Source organism: Ewingella americana ATCC 33852, assembly GCF_000735345.1.
Taxonomy (GTDB): domain Bacteria; phylum Pseudomonadota; class Gammaproteobacteria; order Enterobacterales; family Enterobacteriaceae; genus Ewingella; species Ewingella americana.
In genome coordinates, this window is record NZ_JMPJ01000076.1 from 42,733 (window position 1) to 67,421 (window position 24,689).

The 24,689-nt window shown below is 51.9% G+C and carries 20 protein-coding genes; 9 read left to right on the plus strand and 11 right to left on the minus strand.

The genetic code is table 11. The features are described 5' to 3' along the window. Positions 1–640: 640 nt before the first annotated feature. The gene (locus GEAM_RS21790) at positions 641–2,917 is read left to right on the plus strand and encodes an FdhF/YdeP family oxidoreductase (RefSeq protein WP_034796092.1); all 2,277 of its coding nucleotides are present in this window, start codon (positions 641–643) and stop codon (positions 2,915–2,917) included. A gap of 88 nt (positions 2,918–3,005) precedes the next feature. On the opposite strand, the gene GEAM_RS21795 is transcribed toward GEAM_RS21790, so the two are convergent. Next, complete coding sequence (locus tag GEAM_RS21795; RefSeq protein ID WP_051899614.1) at positions 3,006–3,494, minus strand: cupin domain-containing protein; 489 nt, start codon at positions 3,492–3,494, stop codon at positions 3,006–3,008. A gap of 249 nt (positions 3,495–3,743) precedes the next feature. On the opposite strand from GEAM_RS21795, the gene GEAM_RS21800 reads away from it, so the two are divergent. Continuing rightward, a complete protein-coding gene (locus GEAM_RS21800; protein ID WP_034796093.1) occupies positions 3,744–4,697 on the plus strand; it encodes a bifunctional helix-turn-helix transcriptional regulator/GNAT family N-acetyltransferase in 954 nt (317 codons plus the stop codon). Here the strand turns inward: GEAM_RS21800 and GEAM_RS21805 are convergent. Further along, positions 4,675–5,289 (minus strand): TetR/AcrR family transcriptional regulator, encoded by a 615-nt coding sequence (locus GEAM_RS21805; RefSeq protein WP_034796094.1) that lies wholly within the window; start codon positions 5,287–5,289, stop codon positions 4,675–4,677. The genes GEAM_RS21800 and GEAM_RS21805 overlap by 23 nt on opposite strands. A 59-nt stretch (positions 5,290–5,348) precedes the next feature. After that, complete coding sequence (locus GEAM_RS21810) at positions 5,349–6,545, minus strand: MFS transporter (RefSeq protein WP_034796095.1); 1,197 nt, start codon at positions 6,543–6,545, stop codon at positions 5,349–5,351. Positions 6,546–7,224: 679 nt separating this feature from the next. On the opposite strand from GEAM_RS21810, the gene GEAM_RS21820 reads away from it, so the two are divergent. Continuing rightward, complete coding sequence (locus GEAM_RS21820) at positions 7,225–8,355, plus strand: FAD-dependent oxidoreductase (RefSeq protein WP_034796097.1); 1,131 nt, start codon at positions 7,225–7,227, stop codon at positions 8,353–8,355. A gap of 45 nt (positions 8,356–8,400) precedes the next feature. Further along, a complete protein-coding gene (locus GEAM_RS21825) occupies positions 8,401–9,123 on the plus strand; it encodes a GntR family transcriptional regulator (protein WP_034796098.1) in 723 nt (240 codons plus the stop codon). Here GEAM_RS21825 and GEAM_RS21830 read toward each other — a convergent pair. Next, entirely contained in the window at positions 9,110–9,550 is a 441-nt protein-coding gene (locus GEAM_RS21830) for a GNAT family N-acetyltransferase (protein ID WP_034796101.1), read from the minus strand. The genes GEAM_RS21825 and GEAM_RS21830 overlap by 14 nt on opposite strands. 344 nt (positions 9,551–9,894) lie before the next feature. Between GEAM_RS21830 and GEAM_RS22920 the strand changes: the two genes are divergently transcribed. From GEAM_RS22920 to GEAM_RS21845, 3 genes are all read left to right on the plus strand, one after another. Next, positions 9,895–10,236, plus strand: coding sequence for a hypothetical protein (locus GEAM_RS22920; protein WP_072009948.1), 342 nt, complete (start codon positions 9,895–9,897; stop codon positions 10,234–10,236). Between the two features lie 365 nt (positions 10,237–10,601). Next, the gene (locus GEAM_RS21840) at positions 10,602–11,888 is read left to right on the plus strand and encodes an HlyD family secretion protein (protein WP_034796106.1); all 1,287 of its coding nucleotides are present in this window, start codon (positions 10,602–10,604) and stop codon (positions 11,886–11,888) included. Then, positions 11,881–13,992, plus strand: a complete 2,112-nt coding sequence (locus GEAM_RS21845; RefSeq protein WP_034796108.1) for a peptidase domain-containing ABC transporter — start codon at positions 11,881–11,883, stop codon at positions 13,990–13,992. Before GEAM_RS21840 ends, GEAM_RS21845 begins: the two co-directional genes overlap by 8 nt. Before the next feature lie 29 nt (positions 13,993–14,021). On the opposite strand, the gene GEAM_RS21850 is transcribed toward GEAM_RS21845, so the two are convergent. Further along, the gene (locus GEAM_RS21850) at positions 14,022–15,221 is read right to left on the minus strand and encodes an enolase C-terminal domain-like protein (protein ID WP_034796110.1); all 1,200 of its coding nucleotides are present in this window, start codon (positions 15,219–15,221) and stop codon (positions 14,022–14,024) included. Between the two features lie 343 nt (positions 15,222–15,564). On the opposite strand from GEAM_RS21850, the gene GEAM_RS21855 reads away from it, so the two are divergent. Beyond that, positions 15,565–16,980, plus strand: coding sequence for a PTS transporter subunit EIIC (locus tag GEAM_RS21855; RefSeq protein ID WP_034796112.1), 1,416 nt, complete (start codon positions 15,565–15,567; stop codon positions 16,978–16,980). Here GEAM_RS21855 and GEAM_RS21860 read toward each other — a convergent pair. The 5 genes from GEAM_RS21860 to GEAM_RS21880 are packed head-to-tail and all read right to left on the minus strand — an operon-like array spanning position 16,972 to position 22,556. After that, positions 16,972–17,940, minus strand: coding sequence for an ABC transporter ATP-binding protein (locus GEAM_RS21860; RefSeq protein ID WP_034796114.1), 969 nt, complete (start codon positions 17,938–17,940; stop codon positions 16,972–16,974). The two genes, GEAM_RS21855 and GEAM_RS21860, sit on opposite strands and share 9 nt — an antisense overlap. Continuing rightward, positions 17,937–18,947 carry an ABC transporter ATP-binding protein gene (locus GEAM_RS21865; RefSeq protein ID WP_034796118.1) on the minus strand — a complete coding sequence of 337 codons (1,011 nt, stop codon included), beginning with the start codon at positions 18,945–18,947 and terminating at the stop codon, positions 17,937–17,939. The genes GEAM_RS21860 and GEAM_RS21865 overlap by 4 nt, the downstream gene beginning before the upstream one ends. Before the next feature lie 4 nt (positions 18,948–18,951). After that, complete coding sequence (locus tag GEAM_RS21870; protein WP_034796120.1) at positions 18,952–19,893, minus strand: ABC transporter permease; 942 nt, start codon at positions 19,891–19,893, stop codon at positions 18,952–18,954. Then, positions 19,893–20,852 (minus strand): ABC transporter permease, encoded by a 960-nt coding sequence (locus GEAM_RS21875; protein WP_034796122.1) that lies wholly within the window; start codon positions 20,850–20,852, stop codon positions 19,893–19,895. Before GEAM_RS21875 ends, GEAM_RS21870 begins: the two co-directional genes overlap by 1 nt. Before the next feature lie 51 nt (positions 20,853–20,903). Beyond that, on the minus strand, positions 20,904–22,556 hold the full coding sequence (locus GEAM_RS21880) for an ABC transporter substrate-binding protein (protein ID WP_419471244.1): 1,653 nt from the start codon (positions 22,554–22,556) through the stop codon (positions 20,904–20,906). 258 nt (positions 22,557–22,814) lie between these two features. Here GEAM_RS21880 and GEAM_RS21885 point away from each other — a divergent pair, with 258 nt between their 5' ends. Then, entirely contained in the window at positions 22,815–23,033 is a 219-nt protein-coding gene (locus GEAM_RS21885) for a DUF7661 family protein (RefSeq protein ID WP_034796129.1), read from the plus strand. Between the two features lie 153 nt (positions 23,034–23,186). On the opposite strand, the gene GEAM_RS21890 is transcribed toward GEAM_RS21885, so the two are convergent. Then, positions 23,187–24,176, minus strand: coding sequence for a replication initiation protein (locus GEAM_RS21890; RefSeq protein WP_034796133.1), 990 nt, complete (start codon positions 24,174–24,176; stop codon positions 23,187–23,189). Positions 24,177–24,689: the final 513 nt, after the last annotated feature.

Consider the following 24,689-nt stretch of genomic DNA (forward strand, 5'->3'; position numbering starts at 1 on the left):
GTTGTAAGTTGGCAGACTAAGCATTAAAAATATTCTATTTAGCAAAGTAGAACTATTCTTATCTTTATGTAGATATATCAATGGGTAATAAAAATAGTCTGCCAAATAAAGTCCTCTTAATGACTCTACTAATCTAATGACTTAACCCACCAGCAAGGGAAAAACAATTGAAACATCAAGTTCCCCGCACCTTGTAGTCCCCGATCTACAAGGTGCGATGAGTCTTCTTATTCTGCGATTATTCCTAATAATGTTTAATGAAACCCTGTCTATGTAAGACCCCCCCTAAATAAGGGCGCGTTTTTCTTACCTACCTCAATTAACTGAGGTATCGAGAAAACACTTCCTAACCCGCTGATCCTCATAGCAGTCAAGCTCTTCAAGATTCGGCCTCATCGCTGCTGCATTGATCTCCACGGGTTCAATCGCATCCTATGGTTCTGCCTGAATCCAATCCACGATATCCCCTTTATCGATTAAGCCAGCGTACCCTCATATAAAAGAAGATCGGATTAGTTTTAACTTCTGCCCACACTTAAATTCTTACAATATTTGTTGTCCCTTCAGCATCAAGCTCCCGAGCAGTGATTACACTTATCCGTACAAAGAGTGTGTTTCACCTCTATTTAAAGGAGTTTTTATGGCTAAGAAAAGACGCGCAGTTCCCGGCATACATCCCTACGACGGGCCTGCAGGTGGCTGGGGAGCGTTGAAAGCGACGGCTATTGCCGTGCGTACACAAATGGACAATTTGACCGCGCCGGCCACGCTGCTTCGTACCAATCAGCCCGATGGTTTTGATTGTCCGGGCTGCGCATGGCCAGATAAAGAGCAGCACTCGACGTTCCAGTTTTGTGAAAATGGCGCCAAGGCCGTCACGTGGGAAGCAACCAGTAAACGCGTTAAGCCGGAGTTTTTGGCCCAGAATACGGTTACCTCACTGCTGCAAAAATCGGACTACGAGTTAGAAAATTTTGGTCGTTTGACCCATCCATTGGTTTACGACAGTGAAACAGATACGCTGCGCCCCGTTGAGTGGGAAACTGCCTTTAACCGTATCGCAGAGGTGTTGCAGGGACTCCAGTCACCCGATGAAGCAGAGTTTTATACTTCCGGGCGAGCCTCAAACGAAGCCGCCTATATGTTTCAACTCTTTGCCCGCGAATACGGCACCAATAACTTCCCCGACTGCTCCAATATGTGCCACGAGGCCACCAGTGTCGGCTTGCCCTTCTCTATCGGCATTGGTAAAGGCACCGTCTCCCTTGACGACTTTGATGAAACCGAACTGGTTATCTCGATGGGACATAATCCCGGCACTAACCATCCACGCATGATGGGGACGCTGCACGAGTTGGCGAAAAAAAATGTGCCAATCGTGGTTCTTAACCCCCTGCGTGAGCGCGCACTTGAACGATTTGCCGACCCGCAAAATGTGATAGAAATGGCGACCTATAGCTCCACCGACATCGCCTCAAACTATTTTCAGGTTAGAGCCGGTGGTGACGCCGCCGCGCTGAAAGGGATAATCAAGGCGCTGCTGCAGCTTGAGCAGCTCAAAGGTGACGTGCTAGATAAAGACTTTATTGCCGCTCATACTCAGGGTTTTGAAGCATTAAGCGCCGATATAGACGCCACAGACTGGGCTGAAATAGAAAAAGAGAGTGGCCTGCTTCGTCAGAATCTCGAACAAATTGCTGAACTTTATGCCAAATCTAAGGCCACTATCGTGACCTACGGGATGGGAATTACCCAGCATAATAAGGGCACTGCCAACGTTCGCTTAATCGCCGACCTGCTGCTGATGCGCGGCAATATGGGCAAGCCCGGTGCGGGTATTTGTCCTTTACGCGGTCACTCAAACGTTCAGGGCAATAGAACTGTTGGGATCACAGAGAAACCATCGGCGGCATTTTTAGAAAAGATTGAGCAAGTTTTTGGTTTTATTCCGCCTAAAAAGCACGGCCACGATGCGGTTAAAGCCATGCAGGCGATGGTTGAAGGTACGGCCAAGGTGCTCATCTGCCTCGGTGGTAATCTGGCGGTCGCGCTCCCCGACCCTGAAAAATGCTTTCCGGCTATGAAAACCCTCGATTTAAGTGTGCATGTCGGCACCAAGTTAAATCGTTCTCACCTGCTGGTTGCAAAAGAAACGTATATTTTGCCCTGCTTGGGGCGAACCGAACTTGATTTGCAGGCCAGCGGAAGACAATCCGTTACTGTTGAGGACTCAATGTCGATGGTGCACGCGTCGTCCGGCAAGCTCAAACCTGCTTCCGATATGCTGCTTTCCGAGCCCGCTATCGTTGCCGGTATGGCCAAGGCCACCTTGCCTGACAGTAAAGTCCCATGGATGGAGTTGGTCGCCAACTACAGTATTGTGCGTGATCTCATCGAAAAAACCGTGCCAGGTTTTGATAATTACAATGAACGAATTGCCACCCCCGGTGGATTCCGTATGCCCCTGCCTCCAACGGAGCGCAAATGGACTACGGCCTCAGGTAAAGCCATGTTCTCGGTATTTGAGGGAGTTAATGAGGACACGCTGGTTGAAGGTGATGATGTGTTGCGCATGATTACGTTGCGCAGTCACGACCAATATAATACGACGATTTATGCGTTGGATGATCGGTACCGTGGCGTATTTGGCCGCCGGGATATCTTGTTTATGAGCGATGCCGATCTTGATAAGCGCGGTCTCGAACACGGTGATTTAGTGGATATTGAAACCATGGTAGCGGGCAGCAGTCTGCGTTTGGAAAATATGACGGTCATTGCCTATAACATCGCTCCAGGCTCCGTTGGGGCTTATTATCCAGAGGCAAACATACTCATCCCATTGGACTATATAGACAAGCAGAGTGGCACGCCGTCTTATAAATCTGTACCGGTCAGGGTAACTCGGCATGCCGGGTAATTCGATACTGAAGATTTTGTCACTCATAATGCCGCACTTTGTGCGGCATTATTTTGACTGCATATTGATAAACCAGACCTACCAGCAGTTAAAAAGGCAAAACCAAACCAATCGCGGCGTTCTGCTCAGGAGAGGCCAACTGGTAACCATAGCGCTGGGCGGCGGTAAACAGATTTGCCATATCTTCCGGGGCCGGGGGCGCGAAGGTGTCCGACGGCGGTTTGCCAATTTCCAAGAAGAAATCCTTCATCTTATTGGTGGTCACAATCAGGATGCTGGCCTCTTGGTCAGATACGTTTCGCCACGCGTGATCTTTGCCATTTTTAATATCTAAAACCCCGCCTTGATTCAGTTCCTGCCACTCACCGTCCACAAATCCTTGCACCACGCCAGCCAGAATATAAAAAGTTTCCCGGTCTTGGTGGCTGTGCAGCGGGATAGCAACACCCGGCCCAATGGTTGCTAATAACACTGAGTAATCATCATCTTGGCTATCGGTTGGGGTTAGGACTTTTATTTTTGGCCCGAGAACATCCAGCCAGTCTGCATTATTATTGATAAGTTGAGCGTTAATCATTTCTTCACCTGATGAGTGGAGGTACAGCTAAAAATGGCGGGATGCCAAACCCAATGCGAAAGCGTGAAACCTCAAAATTTGTAGATTCTTTGCGCGGAGTTTCAATCCACCACGACAATATAAGAGGGCGATTTTTTCCAGTAGCGGCGATTTGAAAGCATTTATTTCCTGCATCCCTGCTACGCCATATTGACGGCTTAGGTGATGATATGGTTGTATTATACAACTTTATTTTCGAGGTCGTTTCCCATGAGTTCAGAAACCCAAATAGTCGAAGAAATCCGCGTGGCATCGCGCAAAATGGTGCGAGAGTTGGGTTTTATGAATAACACGCTGGCCGCCACCCAATACTCCCCGTCGGTGGTTCACACCCTGCTCGAAGTGGAAAACCATGGCTCCATGACGGCGGCGCAGCTGGTGCAAATCCTCGGGCTTGAGAAGTCGAGCGTCAGCCGAATGCTGACTAAGCTGGTGAGCGCCGGTGAGTTGCAAGAAACGCCGTCGGCCGACGACGCGCGGATCAAGCAGCTTAGCCTCACGACGCAGGGCAAGAAAACCGTAAAAATAATAAACAATTACGGCAGCCAGCAGGTAACCGGTGCCCTGCAAAAGATGAATTCCCTCCAGCAGCAGACTGTCTCACAGGGGCTGAGGTTCTATGCCGAGGCGCTGAAAGCCTGCCGCAAAGAGAGCGAACCGGACACTCAAAGTCAACTAGAGATTGTTTGTGGCTACCACCCCGGAATGATTGGTCGCATCACTGAAATGCACGGCAGCTATTACGCCAGAGAGCACGATTTTGGCAGCTTTTTTGAAGCCAAAGTGGCGGCGGGACTGGCCGAGTTTGCCGGGCGTCTGGATAAGCCCGGTAATCAGATTTGGCTGGCGATGTTGAATGGCCGCATTGTTGGCTCAGTAGCAATTGACGGCGAAGATCTGGGGAACGGTGATGGGCATCTGCGCTGGTTTATCCTCGACGATGGCTGTCGAGGCAGCGGCGCGGGCAGAAAGCTAATTGCCGCCGCGATGCAATTTTGTGATGAGCAAGCCTTCCCGGCGGTCCAGCTGTGGACCTTCAATAAACTCACCGCCGCGCGGCGTTTATATGAGTCCTTTGGCTTTGAACTGGCGAAAGAGTGGCAAGGCGATCAGTGGGGAAGCACTATCACCGAGCAGCAGTTTACTCGGGCCAGACGCGCATAGCGTTGTCGACCAGCGCCAGCATGGTCTCTTTCGACGCGCCCTCTTTGGCTTTGATCGACATGCCATTTAGCAGGGTGCTGAAGAAGCTGGCTAAGGCAGCCGGGTCGGCGGTTTTCGGCACATCGCCGTCGACCATGCCCAGCTCAATGCGGCCTCTAAGCGCACATTCGGTCTCATAGCGGGCGGCTTTCACCGCCTTTTGGGCGGGAGAAGTGGACGGGCAGGAGTTCACCGTCGAGACCACCAGCATGCAGCCCGGCGGGTTTTCTGGGCTGACATATCGCTCGGCGGCTTCCCGCAAAATACGCTCAATGGCGGCCTTGGCGGTGACTTCTTTACAGGCTTCCACCTGATAATGGCCCGGCCCTTTGATATAGCGATCCACCGACTCCAGAAACAGCCGCTCTTTGTCACCAAAGGTGCTGTAGACGCTTGGCGTGGTGATTTGCATCGCCTCGAGCAGTTCAGCCATCGACGTGGTTTCGTAGCCATGCAGCCAGAACAGGCGCATGGCCTGCTCCAGCACGGCTTCGCGGTCGAAGGACTTAGGTCTGCCGCGTTTCTTTAATGTGGAGGATTTTTCTGTGTTCATAGCCTCAATTCTAAAAGATGCCGCCAGACGCAGCAAGCGGCGGCCCTTGCTGGGATAACTTAGCGCACAGCGGGCCGTGGCCGGGTAAAGAGCACAATAACCGAGGCCAGCAAGGCGAGGATCCCGCCGAGCATAAAGGCGCTGCTGGTGCCGATACTGTCAGCCAGCACGCCGCCGAAGAACGCGCCGCTCGCCAGCGAAATCTGGAAGATAAACACGATCAATGAGGATCCGGTTTCAAACTGCTCTGGCGCGGCCTGATAAACCCAGATATTCAAACATATCGGCAGAGCACCAAACGCCAGCCCCCAGAGGACGATCAGGGTTGACGCGGTCAGCGCGCTGTTGCTGAGCTGAGAAGCGCCGACCACCGCCACGCCCATAATCAGTAAACAGGCCAGAAGCGTGTGCTTGACGCCAACGCCCTTCACCATCACTTCCGTCAGAAAAGTCCCGACCAACCCCGCGATACCATAAGCCATCAGCAACAGGGAGAGATTTGAGGCCGAGAGCCCGACCTGAAAACGCAGCCACGGCTCGAGGTAGGTATAGGCGGAGAACTGCGCGGCGGCCATGAATAAGGCGATGATCAAGCCATAACGCACACCGGCGATTTTCGCCACGCTAAACATCGTGCTGACTTTGATCGACTGCTTGGCTGGCAGCGAGGGCAGCGTCGCCCATTGCAGCAGAAACACCCCAACGGCCAGCGCGGTGTTCAGGGTGAACGCCATCCGCCAGCCAAAAAGTTCACCGATAAATGCCCCGGCGGGAACGCCTGCGACCGTCCCCACCGCCACGCCAGCAGAAATCAGCGACGTAGCCCTCGCCCCCTGCTCGTCGGCCACTAATCGACGCCCTGCCGGAATGGCGAATGACCAAAAACCACCCACCGCAACACCCAAAATGATACGACCGATCAGCAAAACCCCAAAAGAGGGCGCGAGCATCGCCGCCGCGTTGGAAAGAATCACCATCGCGGATAAGAACAGCAGCAGAGTGCGGCGATTCAGCTGGCGGGAAAACAGCAGCAACAGGATCGCAGAGGCAGCGGCTGCCAGCCCCGGTAGCATCACCGCCAGCCCTGCCCGCCCCTCGCTGACATTCAGCGAATGAGCAATCGGCGTCAGTAAGCCTATGGGCAAGAATTCAGTATTAATCAGAACAAAGGTTCCGAAGGCGAGTGAAATGACACTCAACCATCGTTTGAAAGCAGAGGCGTTCGGCTGGGCGTCAAGGGAAGTGCACTCAGTCATAAAAGATCCCGAAGATTTATAAGTGGAAGAAAGTTCATTTACGCCGCTATAAAACGAGATTCAGACAAAATCGTCAAGACATTTCGTAATGATCGTTACGTTATTATTTAGCTGATTATTCGCTAAGTCACTGCCCACGCTTTGCCAACACACCCACCCTGCTAAAGCTTGCCCCAAAGGGGCTCTGGCGCTATTGCGCCCGCCAAACTTACAGGTTGCACTTACAGGAAATCTTTCCACGTATGAGTATGTTGTAACTAATATTGCTGTGTTAAAAACGGTGATGAAAGCCACGGTTTTGAAGTCACGAACTTTTATGATGTATGCTCAAAGAGAGGCTAGGATAGCCGCCGTCACCTGTGTTTTTGGACAATTATTCCTAAAGGATCACTATCATGGATGAACTTGGATTCAATTCTGCTTCTTTCTCTATTTCTGTCATAAGTTACGTTATCTACTCAAAAACACGGGGGAAATTGCACAGTAAACTCAAAGTATTAATGATGCTTTGTTTGATAACCTGCTTCGTCTGTTTCTTCCACCCACTCACCTCGGATCTACTAAACGGCCCGCCTTATCTGCGAGAGAACTTTTTATTTGAGTTCTTGGGAACCCTTCTGGCATCTTTAGCTTTGAATCTGACATTATTTTGGCTTTTTAAAGTGTTAAAGGAACCAGAATGAACCAATCAATCGCCATCGTGGGTGCAGGTTTGGGTGGCTTAACGCTGGCCAGAGTTCTGCTTTTGCACGGCATTACCGCCACTATTTATGAGGCCGAAGCCTCCGCCGATGCGCGTTCACAGGGCGGTATGCTGGATATTCACGACTATAATGGCCAGCCTGCGCTGCAGGCCGCCGGGCTTTTCGAGCAGTTTCAGGCGATTATCCAGCGCGGCGCTCAGGCATCGCGGGTGCTGGATAAACACGGCAAGGTGCTGCTTGATGAACCCGACGAAGGCGATGGCGGCAGGCCGGAAGTGCATCGCGGCGATTTGCGTCAGATCCTTTTGGATTCTCTACCTGAAGGCATGATCCGCTGGGGGCATAAAGTCACGTCAGTTGCGCCCCTTGGCTCTGGGCAACATCAGCTGACCTTTGCCAATGGCTCGACGTTGGTAACGGATATCTTGGTGGGTGCCGACGGCGCATGGTCGAAGGTGCGCCCTCTTCTCTCTGCGGCCAAGCCAAGCTATGCAGGTGTCACCTTTATAGAAACCTACCTGCACAACGCCAATGTGGATCACCCGGCCAGCGCGGCGGCGGTGGGCGACGGCTCGCTTTTTGCCCTCGAACCCGGCCGAGGCATTTTGGCGCACTGCGAGGGCAATGGCACGCTGCACGCCTATACGGCGTTAACCCAGCCTGAAACGTGGCTTTCAAGCGTGGATTTTGCTGACCCGCAGAAAGCCAAAGCGCAGGTGGCCGCCGAGTTCGCAGATTGGGCACCGGAGCTTACTGCGCTTATCACCGACGGCGAAAAAGACGCCGTGGTTCGCGCCATGTACGTGCTGCCTGTGGACCATCAGTGGCAACGCGTTGCTGGCGTGACGCTGCTCGGCGACGCGGCACACCTGATGTCGCCCTTCGCCGGAGAAGGCGCAAATCTGGCAATGTTCGACGGCGCTGAATTGGCGCGCGCCATTGTCGAGCACCCCGACGATGTTGAAGCAGCACTGGCCGCCTATGAGAAAGATCTCTTCCCGCGCAGTAAGGCAGCGGCGGAAGAAGCCACGCGAAACGTGCAGCTGTGCTTTGGTGAAGAGGCGCCGCACAGCCTGCTGGCTCTGTTTGCGCAGCACCAGCAGTAGTCTCTGAATAATGCGACGCGAAATGATTGAACGGGAGGTTGGTTGATGAAAAAGAAGGAGTTTATTGCTCAGGATCTGCTGAGTAAAATTTATCAGCGAAGCGCCCTGCCGGAAGATCAGCGCCCGACCAAGCTCCCCCCCGAACGCCAGTTGGCCGAGGAGTACGGGGCTTCACGCTTCACCATCCGCAAGGCGCTGGAGAAGCTGGTGGATATTGGCGCGGTGCGAGTGGTGCAGGGTTCCGGCATCTTTATTAACCCCGGCATCAGCAATAATCCGCTGGTTTATAACTCGATTACTGAGAAGAAATTCGCTGAAATCAGCTTTCGCATGCTTAACTTGCACAAACGCCGCCCGGATAAAGAAGAGCAGCAGATTTTTGGCCTGACAGCCGAGGATTTTATCTGGGCTTTTACCCGGCTGCGGGCGGTGAATCAGCACAGCGTACAGATAGAACAGGCCAGAATGCCCTTTAGCCTGTTTACCGATTTAAATCAGAAGGTGATTGAGAGCTCGATTCAACAGTATGTGCTCGGCAAGGGCTGCCAGATTTCTCACTCCCTCACCCACTACGACGCCGTCATCGTCAATAAGGCGCAGGCCGAGCTGCTTGGCTGTAAGAAAGGCGCACCGGCGATGCACATTCTCAATCGCGGAATTCTGCGCGATGGCCGGGTTTACGCGTTCAGCGATATCATTGATATCGATTATACCTGCACCTATATCATCCCCTTCAATCAGGATAATTTGGCCTTTAGGCAGACCTGAGATAGCCCTGATTTTGCATTTTCTCTAATGTCTCGCCGTTGGCGCATACCATGCCGGTCGACAGGAATTCGAAATCGAGGCTCTGGTAAAAGTCTGTTTTACCCGGCGCGGCATAGATGAAAATCTTGCCGTAGGGCAGCAACTCTTCCCGCACGGCTTCCATCAATTGGCGACCATAACCTTTGCCCTGTTGCTGAGGCGCTACGGCCACGTCGGAAAGATAGCTGCACCAAGTCATGTCACTGATGGCTCTCGCCACCGCAATAAGCTTCCCCTGTTCATAGCCAAACCAGCAAAAGGCGCTGTGGCGAAATGCATTTTCTAAATCGGCCAGCTCACGCAAACCGAGACCGGCAGTATCAATCAGCTCGACCAAGGCCTGCCAATCCACCTCATTGATACTTTCTTTTCGTTTTAGCGTCATCATCGCGCAGGGTTCCTTAGATTTGATTGAAGGTGTTTGGTAGGAATTTAATGATAATAAAGCTGTTTTGTAAAACAGAAATTTATATATTATTGTTTGGCAGGAAGCTTGATGAATTCATGAAAAATATAGGTGCTCATAAGCTTTATTCTAAAAACCTCAAATAAAATAAAATCAAAAAAAAACAACACAGCATATTGAAAAGTGATTTTTATAGCAGGGCAGCTAATTCAATTAACTAAAAAAGCAATGAAAAATTAAATGATAGATTTAACAATGAGATCTAGCTCACGATAAAGAACATATTATTATTTAAATATGCAACTTCCAAAAACAAGGAGCTGTTTATGAAAGTTATTGATAATTCATTAGTGGAATACATATCTGGTGGCCGCGGCGGCAATACCGGTGATTATCGCTCTGAGAGGAGTAGCAACAGAAGAAATCAGGGAAGAGGTAATGACAATAGAGGTTATTATTCAAGAAACACTTCTAGCGGATGCATTAACGGCATGATGGTTGGAGCAGCCACAGGAGCATTCGGGGGTTTACTAGGAGTTGCTGTCGGTACGTTAGGTGGAGCACTTACAGGTAAATGTTTCGATAGCAGAAATGAAGGTGGCGGTAATATAGGTAAGGGAGGGAGTAGCAATAGTTGTGACGACTCTCGCGGAACATGTTCATGGTAATTGGATTTTAGTTAAAAACAAAGGCTATACAACCCATTATGAAGAGCATTATCGTCATGTTATCAGTCCTAGCTGGTATGTTTCTTTCGGCGTCTTTACTAAGCGGCGCCAGCGTAGGATATTGGTCTTGGAATCCTGCGCCAAAAGAGATTTCTATATTTTTAGTTTCATTATCTTGTTGCCTTTTTATCACTAAAAACATTTTCAAGGTACTTAGCTACATTTATAGAAACTATAGAGAGAAACATAAAATAGTGCTCAAATAGCCATTTACATTGCAATTAAATGCAAGCCCCCCCTATTGATCTTTGGTAGGGGGTGGCCTTCAAATCTAAAATAATATTAAATAAGATGATTACGTTATCATGAATCCTATCTTCCGTAAGGAATCGGTTGCCCATCAACAAACAAAATGGACAGGTAAGGCTTTATTAATATCCAGTGCTCCCACATGGTTAACCTGTATATCAACCTTAGTATTCATAACCACATTTATTTCAATTTTAACCCTCGGCAACTACACCCGCCGTATAAACGTCTTTGGTGAGATAACCAGCGAACCTCGCTCAGTGAACATTTTCGCGACTCAGCAAGGGTTTATTTCAGACCGTTTTGTGAAGGTCGGTGATGTGGTGAAAAAGGGAGATCGTCTCTATCAGATTGATTTTAGCAAAGTCACCCACGGTGGCAATTTCAGCATTAAGACCCGCGAAGCCATAGAGTCACAGCTGACTCAAATAGAGAAGATTATCGACAAGCTGCAAAAAAATAAGCAGCTGACCGTCGATAACTTACGAACGCAGAAACAGCAGTATGAATTGGCGCATAGCCAATCCTTATCCTTCCTTATGGATGCCCGCAAAGGCGCGCAATTCGCCAAAGAGAGCATGAAGAACTACTCGGACTACCATCTGAAAGGGCTTACCACGAAAGACCAACTGAACGCGCAAACCTATACCTATTATCAGCAACAGAACAGCGTCCAGATCCTCTCCAATCAGCGAATTCAAGAGTCATTACAGATAACCAACCTTGATACGGAAATCGTCACGCGCGCGGCGGATTTCGACAACCAAATATCTCAGTACCAGCTTGAACACAATAGCCTGCAACGCCAGCTTGCCGAATCTGACGCCAACAGCACGCGGATCATTGAGGCCCCGGCGGATGGCCGCATTGAGTCACTGAGCGTAACCCGCGGGCAGATGGTCAATCTGGGCGACAGTCTGGCGCAGCTTATACCCAGCACCCACTCGACCTACTACTTAGTGCTGTGGTTGCCAAACTCTAGCGTGCCTTATATTTCGCGGGGAGAGAGCGTAAATATTCGCTATGAAGCCTTCCCGTTTGAGAAATTTGGTCAGTTTCACGGCCAGATTGAGAGCATTGCCTATGTGCCCGCCTCAGCCCAAGAGATGGCGACCTATAGCAACTCCCCTATCGGCCAGCCCAATCGACAAGGCGAGGCTTACTACAAAGTGATGGTGGCTTTAACGGAAACTCACTTTCGCCATCAGAATAAAACCTTGGCACTTTCGAGCGGCATGAAAGCCGAATCCACCCTGTTTCTGGAAAAAAGGCCGCTCTATCAATGGATGTTTTCCCCTTTTTACGGCATTCGGAAAAGCGTCGCTGGGCCGGTAAATGGATAAACGCTTTTTTAACGATCTCAGTGCAAAACTGAATCTATCCTGGCGGCGCAAAGTGCCACAGATATTGCAAACCGAGGCCGCGGAGTGTGGGTTAGCGAGTCTGGCAATGGTGTGCCACTACTACGGCGCGCGTATCGATCTCTTCAATCTTCGCCAGCAGTTTGGGCTCTCTTCTCGCGGTGCCACGATGTCGATGCTGATAGACGCGGCCAGCAGCTTAAAAATGAAAAGCCGGGCTTTATCCCTTGATCTTGAAGAGCTTAATGCCCTGAAAACCCCCTGTATTTTACATTGGGATATGAACCATTTTGTGGTGCTTATCGCCGTGCGTCGCGGGCGGGTGGTCATTCATGACCCGGCGTTTGGTCGCAGAGTCTTGGGTATTCAGGAGGTGTCGAAGCACTTCACCGGCATGGCGTTAGAGCTGTGGCCAGATAGCGAATTCACTCCGGTCACCAAGCGTAGCAAATTGAGTTTTCGCCTTCTGTTGTCCAATATTGGCGGCTTAAAAGGCGCCTTGATCAAGATTTTTGCGCTGTCGGTGGTGATTGAAAGCATTAACCTGCTCATGCCGGTCGGCACCCAGCTCATTATGGATCACGTGATTCTGGCGAGTGACCACAACCTGCTGTCTCTGATTTGCATCGGACTGCTATTTTTTATTTTGTTCCGAACGGCTATCTCCATGCTGAGGTCGTGGACATCAATAGTGATGGATGCGGTTATTGATATCCAATGGGTAGCGGGTGTTTTTGACCATTTGATCAAGCTTCCTCTCTCCTATTTCGAGAAACGCAAACTTGGGGATATTCATTCTCGGTTTGGCTCTTTGGAAATTATTAGAACCACTTTCACCACCAGCATTGTAAATAGCATTATCGATACCATCATGACCGTTGGCGTATTTATCATGATGTTGTTTTATGGCGGCTGGTTAGTGTGGGTGGTACTGGGTTTCACGACCCTCTATATCATTTTACGTTTATCAACCTATAGCTATTATCGCCAACTCTCTGAGGAGCAGTTAGTTAAAGGAGCCAAAACTGACTCTCATTTTATGGAAACCTTATATAGCATCAGCACCATTAAATCTCTGGATCTGGCGGGTTCGCGCTCTCAATTTTGGATGAATCTGAACGCCGATACGGTGAATGCCGATATTAAACTCACCAAAATGAATATGCTGTTTGGCGGCATAAGCTCACTGATAGCCACTCTCGATCAGGTGGTTATTCTGTGGCTAGGGGCCTCTCTGGTGATTGAAAATCAGATGACATTAGGCATGTTTGTGGCGTTCAACGCCTACCGAGGTCAGTTCTCTGAGCGCGCCTCAAGCCTCATCGATATGCTGCTGGCCCTGCGAATGCTCAGCCTGCATAACGAAAGGGTCTCAGACATCGTGCTCTCTGATAAAGAAAAACAGATGCCTAACCAGAACCTCTTTCATGCCGGAAAAGCACTCTCTTTTGATGTCCACCAGCTGTCTTACCAATATGACGACATTTCAAAGCCCTTAATTAGGGATATGAGTTTCCATATTCATTCCGGCGAAAGCGTGGCAATAATCGGCCCGTCGGGCATCGGCAAGACAACATTAATGAAATTGATGTGCGGATTATTAGTACCGACATCAGGAACGCTGCGGGTTGATGGCGTAGATATACATGCCATAGGTATTAATAATTATCGAAAATGCATCGCCTGTGTGTTGCAAGACGATAAACTTTTGGCCGGCTCAATTGCGGAAAATATCGCCGGATTTACCTCGTCTGCTGATAAACAGTGGATTGAAGAGTGCGCGCAGCACGCCAATATTCACGAAGAGATCATTGCCATGCCGATGGGTTATGAAACCTTAATTGGCGAGCTGGGAGGAAGTTTGTCTGGAGGCCAGAAACAGAGATTGCTGATTGCCCGAGCCTTATATCGCCGCCCGAGCATCCTCTTTATGGACGAAGCCACCAGCCATCTCGATCTTGATAACGAAGCCTGTATTAACGCGGCGATCTCAGCGCTGCACATTACCCGAATCATTATTGCCCACCGCCCATCAACCATCGCTTCAGCAGGAAGAGTCATCAGGCTTGAACCTCCCGCCTTTTGACCCTCACTCTCGCCTTTAACCGCCCTGCTTTACGGCGTATGGATCGCGCCATTCGGCAAACGGCTCTGGGTCCATTCGTGTGGGCGATAGACCACCGGGAATTCCTCCGCGGCCTTGGCATCAAAACCGACGCCGATCCCTGCCTTTTCAATTGGATAGAAGTATCCACCTTCGGGTTTCACGGCATCTGGGAACACGCGCTGAGTGTTGGCCGGATAGGCCACGAACTCCTGAATCGCCGCGTTGTGCAGGTGAATATTCAGATGAGTATTGACCGCCGCGCCGATGGGCGTCATGTCTGGCGGACAGTGCCAAGCGAGACGCACACCGAAGCTTTGGCAAAAGCTACCCAGCTTGAGGGCTGGGGTGATGCCGCCAATCTGCGAGACGTGGCAGCGGATAAAATCAATGCGGCGATTGATCACCAAATCTTTCCACTCGGCCGGGTTGTTGAACAGTTCGCCGGTCGCCAGCGGCACGGCGGTTTGATTGCGGATCTGCTCCAGCCACTCGTTTTGGTGCGGCGGCAGGATGTCTTCGATGAAGTACGGACGGTAGGCTTCCACCTGTTTGGCGAACTGCAAAGCCTGCTGCGGGAATAAGCGCTCGTGGACGTCGTGCAGGATATGGAAGCGATTGCCGTATTTCGCGCGCAGCGCTTTGAACATCGCCAGCGTGTTGTCCATGTACTGATCTTGGTCGTAATACGCGCCCTCGGTCGGATTTTTGGTACTGTGGAAATCCTGCGCATTGCCGCCATAAAACCCCAGCTGGCAGCGAATATGGCGATAGCCTTCCGCCAGCAGGCGATCTACTTCGGCATACAACCCTTCCAGTGTGTCACTGGCCGCGTGGCTGTAGGCGGTGATGGCGTCTTTGGATTTGCCGCCGAACAGCTGGTAAAGGGGCATATCCGCCAATTGGCCTTTAATGTCCCACAGCGCCATATCAATTCCCGCCACGGCGTTGTTCATCACCGGGCCGTTGCGCCAGTAAGCGTTGACCATCATCATCTGCCACAGGTCTTCAATATGGTTGGCGTCGCGGCCTATCAGCAGCGGCTTAAGGTACTCATCCACCATCAGTTTTACCGCCAGCGGGCGCTGCTGGAAGGTCGCGCAACCCAATCCGCGAATGCCTTTATCTGTCTCAATGGTCACCACCACCAGATTATGGCGATCGGGGCGAGTTATCTGACATTCAATATTGGTAATAAGGGTGGGTTGCATAATGTATTCCTCGGCGGCTCGAATAAAATTGCCGGTAAAAGCTATTTTTCGAGTGACCATGGTGGATTGAAATAATCTGATTTAATTAATTTCACCCTATTTTAAGCCCTGTTGTAAACCTTAAATTTAATTCATTTTAAATGGTTTGGCATTCCACATTAAAGACCCATAAAAACCATACCAATTGACTCATACCCCTATCAAACCCAGCCTTTAACGGTGGTTTTGTGAGGTGAGTCATGTTTTATTGGTTTGTTTTTATAGAATGGGAACATTAGTATCCCATGCTATTCACCACATTATTTTTGACTTCATAATAATAACTGTTCGCAGTGAGGCTTTTATGGCAAAAACAGAAGCAATGCAGAAAATTATCCAACTTGTGGGTGGGCCGGAAAATATTAATAAAGTTTGGCACTGCATGACTCGGCTGCGTTTTGATCTGATTGATGAAAATAAAGTGGCGTGGCAGGAAATAAAAGCCCTGCCCGGCGTATTAGGTGCGCAAAGCCAAAGTGAGCAGGTACAGATCATCATCGGCCCGAAGGTGAATGACTGGTATGAAGAAATAGTCAGCCATCTCAAGCCGGTGACGCTGGAAAAAACCGATAAACCGAAAGCGTGTAAAGGGCTGGTGTCGCTGTTTATGGATACCGTCTCCGGCGTTTTTGGCCCTATCGTTCCGGCCATCGCGGGTGCCGGGATGATCAAAGGCCTGCTGGCCGGGCTGATCGCGCTGAAAGTGATTTCAGCCAAGAGCGACACGGTGATGGTTATCGACCTGATCGCCAGCGGCGTGTTTTACTTCCTGCCCTTCTTCCTCGCGGTGTCTGCGGCGAAAATCTTTAAAACCAATGAATATTTAGCCGCGGCGGTAGCAGCATGCCTGATGTACCCGACGCTTATCGACGCCGCCAAGGCACTGGCCAGCCACACGCCCGGCGCGGCCAACGCGATTTACTTTATGGATGTCATCCCGGTCTCGGTGTTCAACTACTCGGCCAGCGTGATCCCGGTGATTTTCTCGGTTCTGGCGCTCAGCTATATTCACCGCTGGGTAGACAGGTTTATGCCGGACGTGCTGAAGACCGTGTTCACCCCAACGCTGACGCTGTTTATCGCCGCGCTGGTGTCGCTGTCCGTGATTGGACCGGCGGGCATTTACCTCGGCAAGCTGCTGGCGTTCTTCATTCAGGGGCTGTTTGACGTCTCGTCGGTGTTTGCGGGCTTTATTGTCGGTGCCATCCGGCCAGTGGCAATTTTGACCGGCATGCATCACGCCATGACGCCGATTGCCTTGCAGAACTTCACCGATCAGGGCTGGGATATGTTGATGCCAATGATGTTCATGGCCAACATGGCGATTGCCGGTTCGACCTTTGCCATCTACTTCCACGTGAAAACTCGCGAGGAGAAAACGCTGGTGGTTTCGGCCGCCGTCTCTGGCTTACTGGGAATTACCGAGCCAGCGCTGTTTGGCGTGCTGACCCGTTATAAGAAAGCCTTTATCGCCACCACCATCAGCAGTTCGATTGCCTCGGCCTTCATCGCTTTCTTCGGCGTGCGGCTGTATGGCTATATTTTGTCGAGCATTTTCAGCCTGCCAGCCTACATCGGGCCTTACTTTATCTACATCCTGATGGGGGTGACCATCGCGCTGGTGCTATCATTTACCCTGACCTATATGCTGGTGGTGAGAGGCGATAAAATCTCAGAATCACAAAATCCTGAGATTATAGCATCCCAAGATTCACACTAAGTGACAGGCCACTCGATGCCCCGCTCCGCCAATTGCGCGCAGTTGGGGCACTTCTTTGCGGCAACGCTCGGTAGCTAACGGGCATCGCGTATTGAAGCGGCATCCCGACGGCGGCTGCGACGGGTCGGGGATCTCACCTTTGGCCATCGCCACCGGCACGCTGCCGGGGTCCAAGGTCGGCACCGCAGCCAGCAGAGCCTGAGTGTAAGGATGCAGCGGCTGGCGGAACAGGGTGTCGCGGTCAGCGGTTTCGACAATCTGCCCAAGGTACATCACCGCCACGTCATCGCACAGATGCTCCACCACCCCAAGGTCGTGGGAGATGAACAGGAAAGTGACGCCGTGGTCATCGCGCAAATCCGAAAACAGGTTGATGATCTGCGCCTGAATCGACACGTCCAGCGCCGAAATAGGCTCGTCGGCAATGATAAAGTCAGGTTGCAGGATAAGCGCTCTGGCAATACCAATACGCTGGCGCTGGCCGCCTGAGAACTCGTGCGGGAAACGGTTGTAATGCAGCTCGGATAAGCCGCAAATCTTCATCACTTCCAGCACTTTGCCGCGCAGCTCGCCCGGCGCGCACAGCTTGTGTTCCAGCATTGCTTCGCCAATGGCATCGCCCACCCGGATTCGCGGGTTCAGCGAGCTATAGGGGTCCTGAAATACCAGCTGAATTTTCGGCCGCAGGGCTTTTAGCTGTTTGGGCTTCAACGCCGAAAGGTCTTCGCCGCGAAACTTCACGCTGCCCGCCGTCTTCTCATATAAACCGAGCAGGGTTCTGCCGACGGTGGTTTTGCCACTCCCCGACTCCCCCACCAGCCCAAAGATAGAGCCTTTGCGGATGTTGAAACTCACGCCGTCCACGGCACGAAGCTGGCCGGTCACCTGCCCGAATAGGCCATTTTGAATCGGAAAATGCTTTTTAAGGTCTTGCACTTCGACCAGATATTCTGTGTTCACGGCTGTACCTCTAACGGCGTCGCGGTGGCAAGTCCGCTGGCTGGCAAACCACTGTAAAAGCAGGCGGCCTGACGGGTATCACCCACCAATGGCGGGATCCCCTGACGGCAGCGTTCGGTGGCTTTGGCGCAGCGCTCGGTAAATGCGCAGTACGGCGGCAGCGCGGTAAGGCTAGGCACCTGACCGGGGATGGAATACAAGCGGCGGCGGCGTTCGCCGGGAACCGGCCTTGAGGCAATCAGCCCCTGGGTGTAAGGGTGCAGCGGGTTGCGCAGCACGTCGGCAGTCGGCCCCTGCTCAACGATTTTCCCGGCATACATCACCACCACGTGGTCGGCCATCTGGGCTATCACGCCCAAGTCGTGGGTGATGAGCATCAGCGCCATGTGCTGGCGCTGGGCCTGCTCGCGCAGCAAGGTGAGGATCTGCGCCTGCACCGTGACGTCCAGCGCGGTGGTCGGCTCGTCGGCAATGAGTAATTTAGGCTTGCAGCTCAGCGCCATGGCTATCATTACGCGTTGCAACATGCCGCCGGAGAGTTGGTGCGGGTAGCTCTCCATCAGGCTTTCCGCGCGGGCTAAGCCGACTTCGGTCAGCAGAGCCGCGGCCTTGGCCCATGCGGCTTTTGGCTTCTCACCAAGATGGCGAATCAACGGTTCCACCAGCTGCTCGCCGATAGTTAGTACCGGGTTTAGCGCGCTCATGGGCTCTTGGAAAATCATCGCCAGCTGATTGCCGCGCAGATCCGCCATGCGGGAGGGCCGCAGCGTCAGCAGATTGGTGCCTTCGAATAGGATCTCGCCGGAGTCGATGCGCGCCGACTGCGGCGGCAGTAAGCCCATCAAGGACATGGCGGTGACGCTTTTACCGCAGCCGGACTCGCCGACCACGCCGACCGTCTGGCCGGGCATCACGTCGAAACTCACGCCTTGCACCGCGCGTACTCGGCCCTGCTCACTGGAAAATGACAGCGAGAGGTTGTTAAAACTGACTAAAGGTTGCGTCATGGCGTTAACCCCGCTTCATTTTTGGGTCTAAGGCGTCACGCAGCCCGTCGCCCAGCACGTTAATCGCAATCACGGTGAGGAAGATGGCAATCCCCGGTGGCATCCACAACCACGGGCGACGCTGGAAGTCGATCAGGCTGTTGGCGGCGTCCATCATGTTGCCCCAAGAGGCCATCGGCGGCACGACGCCCAAACCGAGGTAGCTCAGCGCCGACTCCATCAGAATGGCGTTGGCCACCGCCATGGTCGCCATCACCACCAGAATAGGCACGGTGTTTGGCAATAAGTGGCGGAACACGCGGCGGCGAGAAGAGAGCCCCAGCACCTGCGTCGCCAGCATAAATTCGCGCTCGCGCAGTGAGAGGATCTGCCCGCGCACCAGACGCGCCAGCTTAGGGCATTCAATCAGGCTAAGCATCACGATGACCATATAGATGCGCGAGTCCGGCGAGAAATCCAGCTCAGACAGCATCGCGCCCATCACCAGCAGCAAAGGCAAAGTGGGAATGGTCATCATCAGGTCGGCAAGGCGCATGACGATTTTGTCCGTCAGGCCACCGACATAGCCTGAAAGCGCCCCGAGCAGATAGCCCAGCGTCACCGAAAGCAGCATGGTCAGCAGGCCGATCACCAGTGAAATGCGCCCGGCCAGCAGCAGGCGGGTGTAGATATCACGGCCCAAAAAGTCAGTACCCAGCCAGTGCTGGGCATTGGGGGCTTTGTTGATCATCAGGGCGTCGGTGGCTTCATCGCGCCAAGGGGAGAACATCGGGCCAAACACGCACCACAGCGCCATGACCACCAGCAGAATCAGACAGAACATCGCCAGCGGGTTGCTGCGCAATGCTTTCCACGCCTGATGAAGGGGCGAAGGCGTGGCCTGCGCCAGTGCGGGGATCTGCGCTTTTCGCAGGCGGCGCTGGCTGGAGAATAGAGAACTTAACATTATGACTTCACCCGAATTCGTGGATCAGCCCAGGCATAAAGCACGTCAGCGATCAGGTTGCCAAGGATAGTGAGTACCGCCAAAAACAGCGTGAAACCCATCAATACTGGGTAATCGCGGGCAGCCAGTGAGTCAATATTGATGTGCCCGGCTCCCGGCCAGTTAAAGACCTTCTCGGTGATGATCGCACCCGAAAATAGCCCCGGCAGCTCAAAGCCCATCAGGGTGATCAGCGGCAACAGCGCGTTGCGCAGCGCGTGCTTGAAGATAACCGTTCTCTCGCGCAGCCCTTTGGCGCGGGCGGTGCGGATGAAGTCCATGCGGATAACGTCCAACATGCTGGCGCGGAAGTAGCGCGTCAGGCTCCCGGCCTGCAACATCACCAAGGCCAGCACAGGCAGGATCAGGTGTGCTGCGACCTGCATCACCCAAGCCCAGCCGGTGGCATCGCTGCCGGTATTGGTCATGCCGCCGACCGGCAGCCAGTGTAAATCCACCGCGAACCATTTAATCAGCAGCAGACAGAGGAAGAAGGTGGGGAAAGACATGGCGGCGAAAATCACCACGCTGACCACGTGATCAAACAGCGAATAAGGTTTCAACGCTGAGACAATACCCACCGCCAGCGCGATGCCCCAATAGAGCACCATGGAGATCGCGGCCAGCAGGAAAGAGTTCCAGATATATTGGTTGAGCAGCTGACTGACAGGGATTTGGTATTGCAGCGAAAAGCCGAGATTGCCTTGCAGCAGCTGGCCCAGCCAGCGGAAATAGCGGGTAAGCATGGGTTGATCAAGGCCGTAAAGCGCTTTGAGTTCGGCGGCACGCTGCGCCGTGAGCGTTACGTTGCCATCAATAAAGTCGCCCGGAGTGAACGCAAACAGCATGAAGATCAACAGCGAGGCGAGGAACAGCATCGGGATGGTTTGCAGCAATCGCCGCAGGATAAAATTTCTCATGACGTTCTCATTGCCACTGCCAGCAAAGACCGGCAGTGGCGTTATTTCTGATTATTTAACTACTTTCACATCCGGCAGGCTTCCCGTCAGACCGTTGTAGATATCCGGTTTGAAGCCTGTGACCCGTGCGCTACTGGCCGAGAGAATTTTACGGTTTGCCAACAAGATAACCGGCGGATCGTTCGCCAATACCTGATACAACTTGTGGTAAATCGGCTTGCGTTTCTCAATGTCCAATTCGGCATTGGCCTGATGGATCAGTTCATCCACCTGCGGGTTGTTGTATCCACCCTGAGTGGCGGCTTCTTTGCTGTAGAAATCCCATACGCCGTCGTGCGGATCGTTTAGCGTGCTGGTGCTAAAGGAAGCCAAATCGTAGTTGCCCGCTTTGCGTTGGGACATCAGCGCGTTGAAGTCCAACACCTGAGGTTTGAGCAGCACGCCAATCTGGCGATAGTTTTCTTTGGCAATCGGGATCAGCGCGTCGTTCAGCACTTTCTTGCTGACCAGCAGCGTCAGCTCAAGGCGCTTACCGTCTTTCTCACGAATGCCGTCAGAGCCGACTTTCCAGCCCGCTTCATCCAGTAATTTTTTGGCCTGCGCAGCGTCGTATTTGTACTGGTTCACGCCTTCGGAGTTAAAAGCCCAAGAGATTGGCGAGATAGGCTCGTTGGCGACGGTGCCATAACCCTGATAGACCACGTCGACCAATTTCTGGCGGTCAAGACCGTAAATCAGTGCTTGACGGACTTTGACGTCTTGCAGCGCCGGGCGGCGGAAGTTGAACTCAATTTTGCTGTAATCGCTCGAACCATAAAGGTTGATGTTGGCGAAGCCCAGTAGCTTGAGTTGTTCGATATCATCAGGGCGCGAGGTAAAGGCGTCGTAGTCGGTGTCACCGGTCTGGAACAGCTGGAAGTTAGTTGACGGGTTGGTCACGCGGTAGATAAAGCGCGGCGTTGGCGGCACACCTTTATAGTAATGGGTGTTGGCGTGGAAACGGATCTCTTGCCCCGGAATGTATTTCTCGTAGACATAAGGGCCATTGCCCAGCGGCTTGCCGTGCAGGGTTCTTAAATAGTCGAGATTGCCGCGCGAGTAGCCTTTGCCATAATAGGCTTTCGACAGCACCGGGCCGCCGATTTTTTGCAGCGTCGTCGCACCCGCTTCCGTGGTGGTGACTTGCAGGGTTTGCGGGTCGATCACTTTCAGCCCAGAAACGCTATCTGCTTTACCGGCTTTATAGTCATCCCCGCCGACGATATGGGCTAATGAAATGTCGGTGTCACCGTCATATTTCGGGTCATAAAGCACGGTCAGCGTGAACGCCACGTCTTCAGCGGTTAACGGCGATCCGTCGCTGAAGGTCAGATTGGGGTGCAGCTTGATGGTGTAGGTTTTGCCATCGGGGGATACGGTCCAGCTTTCGGCTAAGCCGGGGACAGATTCGCCGTGGCTGTCTAAATCGATCAGTCGGGCGAAAATCACATTAGTGACGTTTTCATCCCAACCGTTGACGAAGAAGTAAGGGTTAAAAATACCCTGAGGTTCAGAGATACCCGCGATCACGGTATCTTTGCGTAACTTAGCCGCAGCGGGAATTTGGCTGGCATCGGTGGCAGGCGTAATGCCTTCTTTTAACTGCTCGTCAGCAATAGACAGAGAGGAGAATAGAAGAGAGCCACAGAGCACTGCCAGCTTCAGTGGCGTAAAACGCGGCAGGCCGCGGGTCTTAGAATCGTGCAGAGACTTTGCCAAAAGACGTTCCTCATCAAGGTATTTGCATTAATTTTTACAAAACGTGACAAAGAGTAAGGTCGGGTTTTAAGCTTGTCTAACAACGAAAAAGTATGGCTTATAGCAAATTTGTACTGGCACTATGCTGGTAAGGCTGAACCATACAGCAGCTTATACTCACGTCTAAAATAGCCATAATGAAGAATGTAACCAAGGGGTGGGCAGATGATGATTTACAACGTGTTCGGGCGCCTGTTGGGCGTAAAGCAGGTCAATGGTCGCTGGCAGGTTTTCAACGTGGCGCTGCCCGAACGGAAGTACTCGCTCAATCATCAGGTCGCTATTCCAGACTTTATAGAAGAGCATGAGATAGCCACTTACCTCGGCGACATCTTCCACGAAGCGGCCACTGAAAAACACCCGGATGTGCTAAAGGTGGAATGATTTCCTGCTCTCACCCAGTAAGCACTTACTAACCATGTAAGCCATATTAAAAGAGCCCTCCCCTGAGGGAGAGCGCCGAAATAAGGTGTTCTTCAGAAGTTAATTACGCGTAATTACGTGAAGATTAAAGCGGATTTTGTGTTTGCTGCGGCATCACTTCGCGGCGGCTTTTTTGCTGCGGGAACCGACTTCAGCCATCACTTCTTTCTGTTTGTTCTTATCGCCAATAATCTTATACCAGCCCGCCAGCTTGCGAAGATCCGGCACTGCGGATTTTTCATCAGCATCGTAATTAGCTAATTTAATTCGATAATCTTCGAATATGGCGATACAGCGACGTGCCCACTCCCCCTCAAGCTGCGAGCCTGCTACAGCGCGTGGGCGACGCGGTAGGCGTGGTCGCATAGGCTTGGTGGCCTCTGGCGTGGACTCGTCCATGTAGGCGAATTTAATCGATACCACGGTTCTGCCACTCTTCACCGGCTCCCATACCACGGAGATGTCGGTATTGGCGTTGATCCGGTTGATCGTCGGCTCCAGCAGCTTCTGGCGGAAGTCGCGGTAATCCTCGTATTTGCCCGCCAAACCGGCCTTCTCGCGCATCCAATTAAGATCCAGTGTCACCTCAATGGCTTTGCCGGGGCGACGGCCGTAAAGGTTCTTGGCTTTGATCAACCAGCCATACAATCGCACCGAGAACGGCGTATCCAGCTTGGCAATGTTGGCAAAATTAAGTTTGGTAAAAGACTCTTTTAATTCATAGAGATAAGGGGCAACGTCTTGGCCGAAACGCAGCACGACGGCGCTGTGATCGTCGCTACTGACATACTCAAGTCGCGAGAACCAAGAGAGCTGAACCGTTCGGATCTTGCCGGTTTTAGCATCCGGCTTGTAGATAGTAACCGGCTTTTTCATCAAGCTTTCAGCGGCTTCGCGCAGCTGTCTGTGGCTGCTGGTGGGATTCACGCCATAGATCCGCTGATAATCCTGAGGGAAAAGTCGGTAAAGAGTGTCTGGCTGTGGTTTCCTGCTATCGATTTGGGCTAAAGCCAAATTGAGTAACCGCATCTCATCAAGCGTAACGCTATAAGCGCCCTCAAGAAGATCATTTCCCTGAACAACGGTTAGTTTATTGAGTTCCATGTCGCAGGATCCATAGGTGGAATGTAGACAAATTATTCCACATATAAATTGCTGCCGTAAAGCAAAAATACTAACTAATTAATTCTTTAATATCATTATGTTATGTAAGTTCCAAAAAAGTGCGATCAGGAAATTTCTCCACATAAGATTTTTCGAGATGTCTCGCAAGATAAGATCCTTGGCGATTTGTGGCGCTGACCGAACAGGAAATTCCTCCACATTAAGCGATAAGGATCGCACTTCGCCGTGCAACCCAATGTGAGATTTCTTTCGGTTGGGATCAGGAAATCTCTCCACATATGAACTTCCGACAGAGTTATTGGGTTGTGTGATCCAGCTCTCATCCCGCTATTTACTGGTTTCTAGCTGTGCCGATGCCCATCACAGGAAATCTTTCCACATTAGCCTTCACCAAGCAGCAGGAAAAGTTTCCACATATAGCTGAGTCCGAGGCAACAGGAAATTTCTCCACATATCGCCCTGCCCCCTTTTGGAAAGGCCTATTGATAAGGG